Annotated in this window: 15 protein-coding genes; all 15 read left to right on the forward strand. The window is 31.9% G+C overall.

Translation table 11 applies throughout. From position 1 onward, the window contains the following. Positions 1-83: 83 nt before the first annotated feature. The 15 genes from CHL78_RS00175 (at position 84) to CHL78_RS00245 (ending at position 14588) form a co-directional block, all read left to right on the forward strand. Positions 84-848: an endonuclease/exonuclease/phosphatase family protein gene (locus CHL78_RS00175; protein ID WP_094367813.1), complete on the forward strand. Its 765-nt coding sequence runs from the start codon at positions 84-86 to the stop codon at positions 846-848. Positions 849-897: 49 nt separating this feature from the next. Next, positions 898-1272 carry a VOC family protein gene (locus CHL78_RS00180; RefSeq protein ID WP_094367812.1) on the forward strand — a complete coding sequence of 125 codons (375 nt, stop codon included), beginning with the start codon at positions 898-900 and terminating at the stop codon, positions 1270-1272. A 71-nt stretch (positions 1273-1343) separates the two neighbouring features. Further along, positions 1344-2324: a hypothetical protein gene (locus CHL78_RS00185; protein WP_094367811.1), complete on the forward strand. Its 981-nt coding sequence runs from the start codon at positions 1344-1346 to the stop codon at positions 2322-2324. A 160-nt stretch (positions 2325-2484) separates the two neighbouring features. Then, on the forward strand, positions 2485-3822 hold the full coding sequence (rsxC, locus tag CHL78_RS00190) for an electron transport complex subunit RsxC (RefSeq protein ID WP_094367810.1): 1338 nt from the start codon (positions 2485-2487) through the stop codon (positions 3820-3822). 17 nt (positions 3823-3839) lie between these two features. Next, positions 3840-4820 carry an RnfABCDGE type electron transport complex subunit D gene (locus tag CHL78_RS00195; RefSeq protein ID WP_094367809.1) on the forward strand — a complete coding sequence of 327 codons (981 nt, stop codon included), beginning with the start codon at positions 3840-3842 and terminating at the stop codon, positions 4818-4820. Next, the gene (locus CHL78_RS00200) at positions 4820-5389 is read left to right on the forward strand and encodes an RnfABCDGE type electron transport complex subunit G (RefSeq protein ID WP_094367808.1); all 570 of its coding nucleotides are present in this window, start codon (positions 4820-4822) and stop codon (positions 5387-5389) included. Before CHL78_RS00195 ends, CHL78_RS00200 begins: the two co-directional genes overlap by 1 nt. A gap of 11 nt (positions 5390-5400) precedes the next feature. After that, a complete protein-coding gene (locus CHL78_RS00205; RefSeq protein WP_094367807.1) occupies positions 5401-5994 on the forward strand; it encodes an RnfABCDGE type electron transport complex subunit E in 594 nt (197 codons plus the stop codon). A gap of 17 nt (positions 5995-6011) precedes the next feature. Then, on the forward strand, positions 6012-6587 hold the full coding sequence (gene rsxA / locus CHL78_RS00210) for an electron transport complex subunit RsxA (RefSeq protein WP_094367806.1): 576 nt from the start codon (positions 6012-6014) through the stop codon (positions 6585-6587). A 19-nt stretch (positions 6588-6606) separates the two neighbouring features. Continuing rightward, positions 6607-7578, forward strand: a complete 972-nt coding sequence (locus CHL78_RS00215) for an RnfABCDGE type electron transport complex subunit B (RefSeq protein ID WP_094367805.1) — start codon at positions 6607-6609, stop codon at positions 7576-7578. 163 nt (positions 7579-7741) lie between these two features. Next, positions 7742-8338, forward strand: coding sequence for a Maf family protein (locus tag CHL78_RS00220; protein ID WP_094367804.1), 597 nt, complete (start codon positions 7742-7744; stop codon positions 8336-8338). A 31-nt stretch (positions 8339-8369) separates the two neighbouring features. Further along, positions 8370-9029 (forward strand): RadC family protein, encoded by a 660-nt coding sequence (radC, locus tag CHL78_RS00225; RefSeq protein ID WP_199533963.1) that lies wholly within the window; start codon positions 8370-8372, stop codon positions 9027-9029. 27 nt (positions 9030-9056) lie between these two features. Then, positions 9057-10124 carry a rod shape-determining protein gene (locus tag CHL78_RS00230; protein ID WP_094367802.1) on the forward strand — a complete coding sequence of 356 codons (1068 nt, stop codon included), beginning with the start codon at positions 9057-9059 and terminating at the stop codon, positions 10122-10124. A gap of 10 nt (positions 10125-10134) precedes the next feature. Then, positions 10135-11031: a rod shape-determining protein MreC gene (mreC, locus tag CHL78_RS00235; RefSeq protein ID WP_243446341.1), complete on the forward strand. Its 897-nt coding sequence runs from the start codon at positions 10135-10137 to the stop codon at positions 11029-11031. A 15-nt stretch (positions 11032-11046) separates the two neighbouring features. After that, a complete protein-coding gene (gene mreD, locus CHL78_RS00240) occupies positions 11047-11535 on the forward strand; it encodes a rod shape-determining protein MreD (protein ID WP_094367800.1) in 489 nt (162 codons plus the stop codon). An 11-nt stretch (positions 11536-11546) separates the two neighbouring features. Then, on the forward strand, positions 11547-14588 hold the full coding sequence (locus CHL78_RS00245) for a penicillin-binding transpeptidase domain-containing protein (protein ID WP_094367799.1): 3042 nt from the start codon (positions 11547-11549) through the stop codon (positions 14586-14588). The last annotated feature ends 43 nt before the right edge of the window (positions 14589-14631 follow it).

The following is a 14631-nucleotide window of genomic DNA, read 5'->3' on the forward strand; positions in this document are numbered from 1 at the left end:
TAGATATTAAGTTAGAGGCGCTAATATAGCGTCTTTAATTTTTGTATTAGCATATACTATAAAAGAATACATAAGAGGAGATGATGAACATAAGTAAAAAGAAAAAAGCTATAGTTATAATAATATTAATTTTAATCATCATAACTTCAAAAGAAATTGAGACACGTTACTTTGCTCCAAGAAAAGAAATAAAAATAGTAAGTTATAATATACATAGTGGACTTAACAAAGATATGTTTCCTACGCTATTTGATATAATAGATTTTCTGAGAATATCTAATGCGGATATAATATGCCTACAAGAAGTTAACGAATCAGCAAAAGTAGGATTTCAAGTTAGTAGCTTGAAAGAAGAATTAAAGATGAATTCACATTTTGGTGCTAATGTTGTAAACCTGGGTCTAAACTACGGGTTAGTAACGTACTCAAAATATCCTATAAAGAGTGAAAATCATATATATTTAAGTAGTGACAGAGAACAAAGAGGAATGCTTCATACGGTTGTAGATGTTGGAGGTAAAAATTTGAATATCATAAATATACATCTAGGATTAGGTAAGGAAGAAAGAGAGATACAGCTTAAAGAGTTAAACTCATTTATAAGTGAGCTTGGAAGTGATCATTATATTGTAGTTGGTGATTTTAATGAAGGAAGTATAGAGTTTAAAGAAGAGATTTTAAAAGATGCAGCAAAAGAATTAAAAAAGTCTAATGTTCTTACTTTTGCTACGGGACTAGATAGAATTGACTACATATTTACATCTCCAGAAATTGAGATACTAGAATATAATGTTTTAATAAAAACTATGTCTGATCACTATCCAATAGTTGCAAAAATAAAGATATAAATATAATATAGAAATAGAAAAATATTACAAAAGTATAAGGAGAATTAAAATGAAATTTACATTTTGTCACAATAATTTTAATGTTACTAACTTAGAAAAGAGCTTAGAATTTTATAACAAAGCTTTAGGTTTAAAAGAAACAAGTCGTATAGAATCAGAGGATGGTAGTTTTATAATCGTATATTTAGGTGATGGAGTAACTACTCATAATTTAGAACTAACATGGCTTAGAGATTGGGATAGAGAATATAACCTAGGGGATAATGAATTCCATTTAGCATTAAGAGTTGATAATTTTGAAGAGGCTCATAAATTACATAAAGAATTAGAATGTATATGCTTTGAAAATGAAGCTATGGGAATATACTTTATAGCAGATCCAGATAATTACTGGATAGAAATATTACCTCCAAAAAATAAATAAAACTTTTTTATCATAAAGTTGAGCATCCTAAAATATATATTACTAATAATATTATTAGGGGGGACAAACTAATGATTAGAAGAAGAAAGATTTACAGAGGTTTTAATAAAAGAAGAAACAACAATGCTCCAAAGATTGTGCTAGTAATAGTATGTGTTAGCATAGTTGGTGGATATACATTTGTTAAGGTGAAAAATAGTGAAATTTTTAGTACAGGTATCTTTAGTAAAAATATAATAAAAGGTGAAATGTTTGCTGGTATTGGTGATACATTTGGTAGCATGATGGACAAAATAACTTTTTGGGACAAATCAAAGGGAGTAGAAACTATGACAAATAATGATTTAACCTCAGAGTTAGAAGCTATTCAAAAGGAAAAAGGAGCATCGGATGAAGCGAAAACTATAGAACAAAGTGATGAGGTTAAGTTGGCAAAGATAAATGGATGGAATGTTTACACAATTCAAGTAGCATCTGTAGATAATGAAAATGATAGGATTAATGTTGAAAATACTTTAAGTCAAAATAAAATACCATTTTCTACTGTTGAAGTGGATGGTGTAAGCAAAGTACAGACTTACTCATTTTTTGATAAGGAGACAACGAGAACTCATCTTGATAGTGTAAAAGCAATATTTCCGGATGCATTTTTAGCAACTGTAGAAATACCTATGTTATCATTTAAATATACAGACAAGTACTCCTATGCTAATAGTATGTCTGAAGGGTTAAATAAATTAATAACAAACTTTGAAGAAGAATCAAAATTTTGGACATCTAATACAGAAAACATTGATACAAAATCATACAATGAAATTTTAACAAAGAGAAAAGAAATATTAAAAGATATACAAGAGCAAGTTGATAAAATTGATTATAAGGAAATGGAAACTTTTAAATCTAAATTGAATACATACATACAAAATACAGATGAAAAGGTGGACGAAGCATCCAAAGCTGCAAATGAAGATAAATATAATGTAAGTGAAAGCTTATTTTTATCTTCAATGCATGGATACTTTTCTTTCATAAAATCTATTAATGAAGCATAAAAAGGCTGTAATTTAACAGCCTTTTTTTCGTTGACAAAAACCTTAAAAACGTTGAAAAATACAGATATATTTTTAACAATTGTTAAGATTTGGAATAAGTTATAGTATACTTAGAATATAAGAAAAAATTGTTTAAATTTTTATTTAAGGGGGTAAGACAATGAAACTCTTAACTTTTAGAGGAGGGATACATCCTTCATATAAAAAAGAGTACTCTAGTAAAAAAGTTCTTGAAAGAGCAGAGGGACCTGAAATAGTTTATATACCTCTACAACAGCATATTGGAGCACCAGCAATACCTATTGTTGAGGTTGGAGATGAAGTTAAACTAGGACAGAAAATAGGTGAGCAGCAGGGATTTGTATCATGTAATGTACATTCATCTGTGTCAGGCACAGTTATTGCGATAGAAACACGTGAAGTTCCAGGGGGAAGTTCTCAATGTATAGCAATAAAAAACGATTTCAAAGAAGAATTACACGAAAGTGTCAAACCAAAGGGAAATGTAGAAGATTTAAGTAAAGAAGATATTATATCTATAATAAAAGAGGCTGGGATAGTTGGTATGGGAGGAGCAACATTCCCAAATCATGTTAAAATATCACCTCCGCCGGATAAAAACATTGAAGTCGTTATATTAAATGGAGCTGAATGTGAGCCATACTTAACAGCTGACCATAGATTAATGGTAGAGTATCCAGAAGATGTAGTATTTGGACTTAGAGCATTAATGAAGGCTTTGGATGTTAGTAAAGGATTTATAGGAATTGAGATAAATAAGCCAGATGCTATAGAGGCCATAGAAAATGTAGCTAAAGAATATAGTGATATAGAAGTAGTAAGCTTAGAGGTAAAGTATCCACAAGGAGCAGAAAAACAACTTATATATGCATGTACTGGAAAAGAAGTACCTTCAGGAGGCCTTCCGATGGATGCAGGTGCTGTAGTTGATAATGTTGGTACAGCAGCACAGATAGCAAAGTCTATTAAGACAGGGTTACCATTGGTAGAAAGAATAACTACTGTAACTGGTAGCTGCATAAAAGAGCCAAAAAATTTAATAACTAAGGTTGGTACAATAGTTTCAGAGATAATAGATCAGTGTGGTGGATTTAAGGAAGATAAAAAAGTTGGTAAAGTTATCATGGGAGGACCTATGATGGGTATAGCTCAATATACAACTGACATACCTACGAATAAAGGATCATCAGGAATACTATGTTTAGACGAAAAAGAGTCAAGAACTCCTAAGCCACAAAACTGTATAAGATGTGGAAAATGTAGCGAGGTATGTCCAGCATTTTTACAACCACTGTATATTAGTGCATACTCTCTAAGAGATGAGTTTGCAGGTGCTGAAGAGTATAGGGCACTAGATTGTATAGAATGTGGTTCATGTTCATATATATGTCCAGCTAGAAGACCACTACTTCAATCAATAAGAAATGCAAAAAAAGAAATATTGACGCTTAGAAGAAAGCAAACATCTAATAAATAGGGTTAGGGGGATATATGATGGAAAATAAATTTATAGTATCATCTTCACCTCATGTGAGAAGTAATGAAGATACTTCATATATAATGAAGCAAGTTGTAATTGCACTTCTTCCAGCTGCATTAGCGGGAGTATACTTTTTTAGATTAAGTGCACTAAATGCAATGCTTTTCTGTATACTTGGGTCAGTTGGTTCGGAATTTTTATATCAAAAAATATCTAAAACTGAAAGCACAATAGGTGATTTTTCAGCAGTTGTAACAGGGCTGTTGTTAGCATTTAATGTACCTGCATCACTTCCTTGGTGGATGTGCTTAATTGGTGGAGCATTTGCAATAATAGTAGTAAAAATGGTATTTGGTGGTATTGGTAATAACTTTATAAACCCTGCACTTGGAGCCAGAGCATTTTTATTAGCATCTTTCCCGGTAGCTATGACGGCATGGACTAAAACGGGAATAAACTGGGTAAGTTCAGGAAGTTTAGATGCAGTAACTACAGCTACGCCATTAGCATTTCTAAAGGCAGGGTCTGAAGGAATAGAAGCATTAACAAGCAGTGGGATAAGTTTGACTGACATGATTATAGGTAATATTGGAGGAAGTATAGGTGAGACTTCTGCTATTCTAATAATATTAGGTGGAGTATACCTAATGTATAAAGGAATAATAAACTATGTCATACCAGTATTTTACATAATTACAGTGTTTATATTAACATTTATACTATCAGGATTTAATTTTAACTTTGCAATATATGAATTATTTGCAGGTGGACTTATGTTAGGAGCATTCTTTATGCTTACAGATTATACTACATCACCTATGACTAAGAAAGGTCAGATAATATATGCAGTATTAGCAGGTATATTAACATCAGTAATTAGAATGTACGGAGGATATCCAGAAGGAGTATCATACTCAATCTTATTAGTAAATGTTATAACACCTCTTATAGATAAATATGTGTCAAATAGAGTGTTTGGGGAGGTGGCAAAATAATGAATAGCATAGTAAAGCTAGGATTAAATTTATTCGTTATATGTGCAGTTGCAGCTTTAGCACTAGGAGCTACAAATCAAATCACAGCTCCTGTAATAGAAGAGAGAAATATACAAGCAAATAATGAATCAAGACAGATTGTACTACCAGATGCGAAAGAGTTTAAATTAGTTTCTAATAGTGAATATGAAAATATAAATGGAGTAGTAGCTGAAGTATATGAAGGTACAGATGCATCTGATATTATTGGATATACTGTAAAAGTATTACCTAAAGGTTATGGAGGAGAAATAGAACTGATAGTAGGTATATCATCAGAGGGAAAAGTAACCGGTATAAACATTGGTAGCATGAAAGAAACTCCTGGTTTAGGTGCTAAGGCATCGGAAGAAGGCTTCAAAGGTCAGTTTACAGGGAAACCAGTAGAAGAACTTTCATTAGTGAAGGGAAGCGCTTCATCAGATAAAGAAATACAGGCAATATCAGGAGCGACTATTACCTCAAATGCAGTCACTAAAGGCGTAAATACTGCAATTGAATTATATAATAGTTCTCTTAACAATAGATAGGGGGAGAATATATGAATGTAGGGAAAGTGTTAAAAAATGGTATTATAGATGAAAATCCTATATTTATACAGGTTATAGGAATGTGCCCAACATTAGCAGTTACTACATCAGCTATAAATGGGCTTGGAATGGGTCTTTCTACAGCAGTAGTTCTTATTTGTTCCAATATAGTTATATCTTTAATGAGAAAGGTTATACCAGATAAAATAAGAATACCATCATTTATAGTTGTAATAGCTACATTTGTTACAATAGTAGGTATGTTATTAAAAGCTTATATTCCTGCACTAGATAGTGCACTTGGGTTATATATTCCATTAATAGTTGTTAACTGTTTAATATTAGCAAGAGCAGAGAGTTTTGCTTCTAAAAATGGTGCATTAAGTGCAGCTGTTGATGGTATAGGTATGGGACTTGGATTTACAGTTGCACTTGTGGTATTAGGATCAGTGAGAGAGATACTTGGTGGAGGTAGCTTATTTGGATTAAGTTTATTTGGGTCATCTTTCCAACCTGCGCTACTATTTATATTGCCTCCAGGAGCATTCTTGACATTAGGATTCTTAATGGCAGGATTTAACAAATTGAGAAAAAAGAAAGCTTAGTGGAGGGGGAAGTGTAGATGAATTTAGTACTTTTATTTTTAAGTGTCGTACTTGTTAACAATGTTATAACATCTCAATTCCTAGGTATATGTCCATTCTTAGGAGTTTCAAAAAAGGTTGATACAGCGGTAGGTATGGGAGCTGCAGTTACATTTGTTTTAACTTTAGCTTCTTTTATAACATATTTTATTCAAAAATTACTTGTAAGTGCAAATGTTGAATTCTTACAAACTATTGCTTTTATATTAGTAATAGCTTCAATAGTTCAATTTGTTGAGATGGTAATACAAAAAATGAGTCCATCATTATATCAAGCACTAGGGGTTTTCTTACCTCTTATAACTACAAACTGTGCAGTGCTTGGTATAGCGTTGGTTAATATTGATAGTGGATATAATCTAATTGAAACTATGGTAAATGGATTTGGAGCAGGAATAGGATTTACATTAGCAATAGTACTATTTGCGGGAATAAGAGAAAGATTAGAGTTAGCAGACATACCAGAATCTTTTAGAGGGTTCCCTATAACATTGATATCAGCAGGATTAATGTCCATAGCTTTTTTAGGCTTTACAGGACTTATACAGTTATAAATATAGGGGGTGAGACTAAGTGGGTATAGTAAATGCAATTGTAGTTTTAGGAGCTATGGGTTTAATATTTGGAGCAGTACTTGCTTATGCTTCTAAGAAGTTTGCAGTAGAGGTAGATGAAAGAGTTGAGGCTATACTTTCTGTACTTCCAGGTGCTAACTGTGGTGGATGTGGATATCCAGGATGTGGAGGTCTTGCAAATGCCATAGTCGAAGGTAAGGCGCCTGTAAATGGATGTCCAGTAGGTGGAACATCAGTGGCAGAAAAGATAGGAGATGTAATGGGATTACGTGCTGAGTCAGGAGAAAAGCAAGTAGCAAAAGTTATTTGCAAAGGAAACTGTCAAAGTGCTAAAGATAAATACGAATATGAGGGAATCTCTGACTGTAGAGCAGCTAACGTATTAAATGCAGGTGCTAAAGCATGTAAATTTGGATGCTTAGGATTAGGAACATGTGTAAGCGTATGTAAGTTTGATGCATTATCTATAGTAGATGGAGTGGCCATAGTAGACGAAGAAAAATGTGTAATGTGTGGGAAATGTATAGATATTTGTCCAAAAGGATTAATAAATAAAAAGCCTGCTAAAAATGAAGTTGTAGTAGAGTGTAATAGTAAAGATTTTGGAAAAGTAGTTAAAGAAAAATGTAGTGCAGGGTGTATAGGCTGTGGTATATGTGCCAAGGTATGTAAATTTGATGCTATTGTATTTGAAAATAAAATTGCAAAAATAGACTATGATAAATGTGTTGGATGTATGGTATGTGTGCAAAAATGTCCAACTAAAGTAATATCAGGAGATCTAAGCAAAAGACAAAAGGTAACTATTGATGAAGACCTTTGTGTTGGATGTACAATTTGTAAAAAGGAGTGTAAGTTTGATGCTATAAAAGGAGAACTTAAGCAAAAACATAACATTGATAATGAAAAATGTGTAGGATGTCACCTATGTATGCAAAAATGTCCTAAAAAGGCTATTAAAACTATATAATCTGGTTATGATAAAGGTATGTATTTTCATACCTTTATTTTTTTGTAAAATAAACAAATATAACAATTATGTAAGTAAAACGTTCGACATTTACGTTGAAATTTTTACAATATAGTGATAAACTAAATAAGTACAAAATCTAAGTACAAAATGAGGTGGATAAATGGATATAATCTTAGCATCAGCATCACCTAGGAGAAAAGAGATTCTAGGAAACACGAAGTTGAAATTCTCTATAATAAAGAGTGATATAGATGAGGTTATATATGAAGGAGAGTCACCTACACAAGCTGTTATGAGGTTAGCTTTTGAAAAATGTATGGATATAGCATCTAAGCATGAACAAGATTTAGTTATTGGTGCAGATACTATAGTAGTACTAGATGATAAAATACTTGGAAAGCCTAAAGATGAAAAAGAAGCATACGATATGATTAAAAGCCTATCTAATAATACTCATCAAGTTATAACAGGGATTAGTCTTATTAACTTAGGTAACAATAAGAAAGTAATTGATTATGTAGTTAGTAATGTTAAGTTCAAGGATTTATCAGAGGAAGACATAATAGATTATATAAATACTAAGGAATCACTAGATAAAGCAGGAGCTTATGGTATACAAGGCTATGGAGCAATGCTGGTAGAAGAGATAAGAGGAGATTACTTTAACATAGTAGGCCTTCCAATTTCTAGACTTAGCGATTTACTAAAAAAATATTTTTGTATAAATCTATTTATGGAGGGTGATTTATCTGAGTAAGTCTTTTAATACTACAATGACTATGAGAGACATGGCAGTAGAAGAAAGACCTAGAGAAAAGATGCTTAAATCTGGAGAAGATAGCTTATCTAATTCAGAATTATTGGCAATACTTCTTAGAACAGGCACTAAACATAAAAATGCTATTGAATTAGCAAACTATATAATAAACAAAGATTTGCAAGGGATACGATATCTACAAGATATGACTATAGAGGAGTTGTGTAAGATAGATGGAATCGGTCTGTCTAAAGCAACTCAAATAAAAGCAGCTTTAGAATTAGGGAAAAGAGTTGCTAGCTTTAAACCAATTAAGTATAAGGTAAAAAATCCTTGGGATATATACAAATACTACATGGATAGTTTAAGATATCAGCAAAAAGAAGTTTTTAAGGTAGTACTTTTGAACACTAAAAATGAGATAATATCTGATGTAGAGATATCAGTCGGAACGTTGAATTCGTCTCTTGTTCATCCAAGAGAAGTTTTCAGAGAAGCAATAAAGAGAAGTACAAACAAAATGATTCTAATGCATAATCACCCTTCTGGAAGTGTGGAGCCTTCAAATGAAGATAAAAACATTACTACAAGACTTATGAAATGTGGAGAATTAATAGGGATTGAAGTGATTGATCACATAATAATAGGAGATGGATTATACTTTAGTTTCAAAGAAAATATGATAATTTGATTTTGCAAAGTAGGAAGGAGCATTAAAATGAGTAAAGAGAAAAAAGAGAAAAAAGGATTCATGTCTTTCTTAGGATTCAATAAAATGACAAAAGACATGGGGATAGATTTAGGTACAGCAAATACATTAGTTTATATAAAAGGACAAGGTATAGTAGTAAGAGAACCATCTGTTGTTGCTATAAGAGATGATAGCAAGGAAGTCTTAGCAGTTGGAGAAGAAGCTAAGAGAATGATAGGTAGAACACCTGGAAATATAGTAGCTATAAGACCTATGAAGGATGGAGTTATAGCTGATTTTGATGTAACTCAATCAATGTTAAGTTATTTTATACAAAAGGCAGCAGCTAAAAAAGGTGTTGTTAGTCCAAGAATAGCAATATGTGTACCTTTTGGTGTAACTGAAGTAGAAAAGAGAGCTATAGAAGAAGCTGCAAGACAAGCTGGAGCTAAAGATGCATACCTTATAGAAGAGCCAATGGCAGCAGCTATAGGTGCAGGCTTAAAGGTTGAAGAGCCAGAAGGAAATATGGTAGTTGATATCGGTGGAGGTACTACAGAAATAGCTGTAATATCTTTAGGTGGTATAGTTACTGCTAAATCTATAAGAATAGGTGGAGACGAGTTTGATGAGTCTATAGTAAGTTATGTTAAGAAAGAATATAACTTAATGATAGGTGAGAGAACTGCAGAGGACGTTAAAATAAGTATAGGATCTACTTTCAAAGATGATCAAGAAACAAATATGCAAATAAGAGGTAGAGATTTAATATCTGGACTTCCAAAAACTGTAGAAATATGTTCAACAGAAGTTAGAGATGCATTAAAAGAACCAATAAGTTCAATAGTAGATGCAATAAAATCAACTTTAGAAAAAACACCACCAGAGTTAGCATCAGATATAATGGAAAACGGAATAATGTTAACTGGAGGGGGAGCATTACTTAGAGGTTTAGACAAATTAGTAAGACAAGAAACTGGAATGCCTGTTCAAATAGCTGAAGACCCACTAGATTGTGTTGCATTAGGAACAGGAAAATCAGTTGAAGATCAAGAGATATTTGAAAAAGTTTTAATGATGAATACTAGAAAGTAATTAAAAGTTGGTGATAAACTTGAAATTCGATAACAGTAAAAAAGATAAAAAAAAGATTAATGTTAAAGTGGTAGCAACGTCAATTGTTGCTATCACTTTAATTGGAATTGTGGGAATATCTATAGGAAGATTTTCTGGAGTAAATAAGCTAAAAACAGGCCCAATTTTAGATACAGTTACATCAGTACAGAAGACATTTAATACTGGATTTGTGTTTTTAAAGGACAATTTAGAAGAGTTAATTAATTACAAGAAAAATGCGAAGACAATAGATAGTTTAAAGAAAGAAAAAGAAGAGTTACAAAAAGAAGTGGCTGAATTAAACAACAAGTTAGATGAAGTAGAATCGTTAGAGAGTTTGAAAAAGTCTACAAGCTTTATAGAAGAAGAATATAAAGCGAAGAGTATTTCGGCTAAAGTGGTTGGAAAAAACGATGGAAATTGGTATAAAACTTTTGTAATAGGTGCTGGTAGTAGTGATGGTGTTAAAAAAGATAGTTTAGCTGTTAATGGAAGTGGATTAGTTGGAATCGTATATGAAGTTTCTGAACATTATTCTAAAGCTATATCTTTACTTGATACTAAATCATCAGTAAGCTTTAAATTACTAAAAGACGCAAATGCAAAGGGTGTAATTACTCAAAGTACAAATATTGAGAGTCAAGAAGATTACAAGAAAAACGGTTATTTACAAGGTTATATGTTTGATGCATCTTACGATGTATTACCAGGAGATGTAGTTGTTACGTCTGGGCTTGGATTATATCCAGAGGGTATACCTGTAGGTGAAGTAGATAAGGTAATCGATGATAAAAATAAATCTTTAAAATACGTAGTTGTAAAGCCTTATGTTGATTTCAAGAATATAGACAATGTTACAGTCGTTGAACCGAGAAATATAGGATAAAGGGGTTAATCAGCAATGAAAAGAGTTTTACTTTGTCTTTTAGGTGTTTTGTTGGTAATGGTAGAAGGTAGCATTACCAATTACATAAACTTATTTGATGTAAGCTTCAATATAGTGCTTATATATATAACTATTATATCGCTATACCTAGATGAATTAGAAGTAGGTATAATAGGTGCAGTAGTAGGTATTGTAAAAGATATAACGATAGGTGGGATTTTTGGAGTTAATGCACTAGTTTTATTTGCTATATCTTACTCTATAAGTCATTTGAAAGATAAGATTTATAAAGAGAGTTATATGACTATATTTACATTAGTTCTTATAACGAGTCTATTTGATTCTTTAGTAAATATAGCGGCATTAACATTGGTATATAGTAGTTATAAAATATCAATGCTAGCTTTAAGAGGGATAGTTATAATTCCGCTTATGAATGGTTTACTGAGCATTGTAATATATCGCTTATTTAAAAAATCCATATTAAAACTTAAAGAAGATTAGTTGGTGATTTCGTGGAAGATAATAAAAAAGATGATAGGCTTTCTATCTTAAAAAATATTATATTAATAATATTAGTAGTTATTGTAGTGAAAATAGTGTATATGGCCGTAATCAAGTACGATCACTATAGTCAGCTAGCAGAAAATAAAACTTATAAAGAACTTCCTATTAAAGCCTCAAGAGGGGAAATACGAGATAGGTATGGAAGATTACTAGCAGGAAATACAAATTCATTTACTGTTCAAGTTTCAGGAGATGGAATTAATAGAAAAGGTCCTGATGGAAAATCTATGGCCAATGATATAAGTCTAAAGATTATAAATTTATTAGATGACAACAAAGAAGAGTACATAGACGAATTTCCTATATATATAAAAAATGGAAAATTCTATTATAGATTTGAAGAAGAAATAGCTGAATATAAAAAAGAAGCGGGAATACCAAGTGAATTAACTGCTAAAGAGAGTTTTTACTATTTAGTTGATAAGTTAATAGAAGAGGGTAAATTGTCTCCAGAGGATAGAAGGTTAGAAGCATCTAAGCTTCAAAAAAAGCTTAATGAAAATGGATATTATCCTCCTATACTTGTAAGTAAATGGATGTTTACCGCAGAAAAAAATAAAAAAGATTGGCTGGAAAGTTATAGAATAAAGAATGACAATAAAAATGAAAAATCTACTAATGTAAGTGCAAAATCTGCATTTAAAGAAATTAGAGATTGGTATGAGATAGATAAAAGTATGAGCGATGAAGAGGCTAGGAAAATATTTGTTGTTAGAGACCTTATTAAATCTCAAGGATACTCTCAATATAATCCAGTTACTATCGCAAAAGATATAAGTGAATCTACTATATCTCAAATCGAAGAATCTGCAATGGAGATACCAGGAGTAGCTGTTGCTACAGAACCAGTAAGATACTATCCGAATCAATCACTGGCATCTCATACATTAGGCTATATGGGTAAAATGTCATCTGCAGAAGAAGAGAAATATTTAAATTCTGAAGAAGACAGTGATAAAAAATACAATAAAGGTGATATGGTAGGAAAAGATGGTTTAGAGTACTATTTTGAATCACAATTACGTGGTACAGATGGATATAAGAAAGTACAAGTAGATGCATTAGGTAAAGTTACTAAAGACCTTGAAGTATCAAAACCAAAATCAGGCGATACTATATATCTTACGATAGATAAAGAGTTACAATCAACAAGTGAATCAGCTTTAAAAAGGGCTGTAGAAGTAGTAAGTAAAGGTGGTACATTTAAGAGTGTATATGGAGATAGATCATTTCCAGGGACTGAGCGTAATGCTAAATCGGGTGCTTTAATAGCTATAGATGTAAAGACTGGAGAAGTCTTGTCTTCTGCAAGTTATCCAGATTTTGATCCTAACCTGTTCACTAAAGCTATATCAAGTGAAGATTATAAAAAATTACAATCGCAAAATGAAAATGACCCACTAGCTGCTAACAGCCTTTCAAATTTAGTTACTTCTGGTGCATTCCAGCCTGGATCAGCATTTAAAATGGTAACTGGAATGGCAGCGTTAGAAAATGGTATGAGTCCGAAATATGGTATAAATGACCCAGGAGTTATTTATCTAGGACAAAGACCTTTTGCCGATTTTATATGGCATAAATCTAGAGGAAGAAATCATGGATATACAGACTTATATAAAGCAATACAAGAGTCTTGTAATATATACTTCTATACTATAGCTAGTGGAAAAAATTGGACAGGTGGTCCAAGTCCCGGTGCAGATGTAGGTCCAGATGAATTACTAAAGTATGCTAAGCTGTTTGGATTAGATGACAATACTGGTCTTCAAAATCAAATTGGAGAGAGAAAAGGTACAGTACCGAATAAAGAACAAAAATTAAAAAATACTCAATCATTATTAAAAGATGATATTATTAAAAGAATGGCAAATGACTTTAATGATATCACTAGAGCTGAAAATCCAGAAGAGTATGAATCTAGAATAGATGAAATAGTTGGATGGGCAGCAGAGGAGAATACACCAGGAAGAGTAGAAGCTATAAATAGACTTAAAGAGATGAATGTAAAAGAAGATAGAGTAGAACCTTTAGCAGATATAATAGTATTTAACTATCTTAATTTTGCTAAATGGAGTACTGCAGATACCTTCAACCTTGCAATAGGTCAAGGGGAAAATCAATATACACCAGCACAGATGGCAAGAGCTATTGCAGCTATTGCTAATGGTGGTGACTTAGTAGATTTATCTGTAGTTGGTAGAACTGTATCAAGTGATTACTCATCTTTAGATATAAATGAAACGAAAAAAGAAAAAATAGACTTTAAAGATCCTGAAAACCTAAAACCTTTGACAGAAGGAATGAAGCGAGTTTCAAGTCAGGGAACTGCTAAAAGTGTATTTGGAAATTTCCCTGTAAGTGTAGCTACTAAAACTGGTACAGCTGAAAAAAGTGGTAAAATACCTGAAAAAGATGAATATGATTACCTAATAAGAAATATGGGATCTTATGGAGTATCAAGTGAAGAAGCTATAGCTCTTTCTGAAAAGTTGATGAAAGATAGAGATAAAGAGCTTACTAAAAATAGAATAGAGGAGATAAAAACTTCTCTTAAAGATAAAGGATTAGATGAAAAAGAAAAAGCTCAATTAGAAGCTGAATTAGAAGAAGGTGTAAATGTTAAATTAGATAGATCTTCAAATAAAATAATGGCAGCTTATTTAAGAAGAGCGATAAAAGAACTTAATCCTCAAATAACTGATGAAAAAATAGATTTTAGGAAAGAGAATTATGCTGCTTTCTCGTGGGCTGTAGGATTTGCTCCAGCAGACGATCCTGAAATAGCAGTTGTAGTAGTAATACCACAAGGAACTGAAGGTGCTAGTACTTTATTACCAATGAGGGAGGTAATAGGTAAATATCTTGGCATTACTGATGAGTTAGAAGCTAAAAACAATGAACAAAAAAATGCAGCTAAAACAGAAGATGATGAAAATTCAAACACTGTGGAAAATGATAGTATAAATTTTGGACAACGTATGAAAAAATAAGAGGAATTGATATTTCTTTGAAGAATATATAATGATATATCAC

The sequence above is a fragment of the Romboutsia weinsteinii genome (genome assembly GCF_002250835.2).
Classification (GTDB): Bacteria; Bacillota; Clostridia; order Peptostreptococcales; family Peptostreptococcaceae; genus Romboutsia_A; species Romboutsia_A weinsteinii.

Excerpts from the sequence above, each read along its gene's own strand:
- mreD (WP_094367800.1), top strand. The coding sequence starts at position 11,047 with ATGAAAAGAGTTTTACTTTGTCTTTTAGGTGTTTTGTTGGTAATGGTA.
- rsxC (WP_094367810.1), top strand. The coding sequence starts at position 2,485 with ATGAAACTCTTAACTTTTAGAGGAGGGATACATCCTTCATATAAAAAA.
- radC (WP_199533963.1), top strand. The coding sequence starts at position 8,370 with ATGGCAGTAGAAGAAAGACCTAGAGAAAAGATGCTTAAATCTGGAGAA.
- CHL78_RS00195 (WP_094367809.1), top strand. The coding sequence starts at position 3,840 with ATGGAAAATAAATTTATAGTATCATCTTCACCTCATGTGAGAAGTAAT.
- CHL78_RS00180 (WP_094367812.1), top strand. The coding sequence starts at position 898 with ATGAAATTTACATTTTGTCACAATAATTTTAATGTTACTAACTTAGAA.
- CHL78_RS00220 (WP_094367804.1), top strand. The coding sequence starts at position 7,742 with ATGGATATAATCTTAGCATCAGCATCACCTAGGAGAAAAGAGATTCTA.
- CHL78_RS00175 (WP_094367813.1), top strand. The coding sequence starts at position 84 with ATGAACATAAGTAAAAAGAAAAAAGCTATAGTTATAATAATATTAATT.
- CHL78_RS00200 (WP_094367808.1), top strand. The coding sequence starts at position 4,820 with ATGAATAGCATAGTAAAGCTAGGATTAAATTTATTCGTTATATGTGCA.
- rsxA (WP_094367806.1), top strand. The coding sequence starts at position 6,012 with ATGAATTTAGTACTTTTATTTTTAAGTGTCGTACTTGTTAACAATGTT.
- CHL78_RS00230 (WP_094367802.1), top strand. The coding sequence starts at position 9,057 with ATGAGTAAAGAGAAAAAAGAGAAAAAAGGATTCATGTCTTTCTTAGGA.
- CHL78_RS00185 (WP_094367811.1), top strand. The coding sequence starts at position 1,344 with ATGATTAGAAGAAGAAAGATTTACAGAGGTTTTAATAAAAGAAGAAAC.
- CHL78_RS00205 (WP_094367807.1), top strand. The coding sequence starts at position 5,401 with ATGAATGTAGGGAAAGTGTTAAAAAATGGTATTATAGATGAAAATCCT.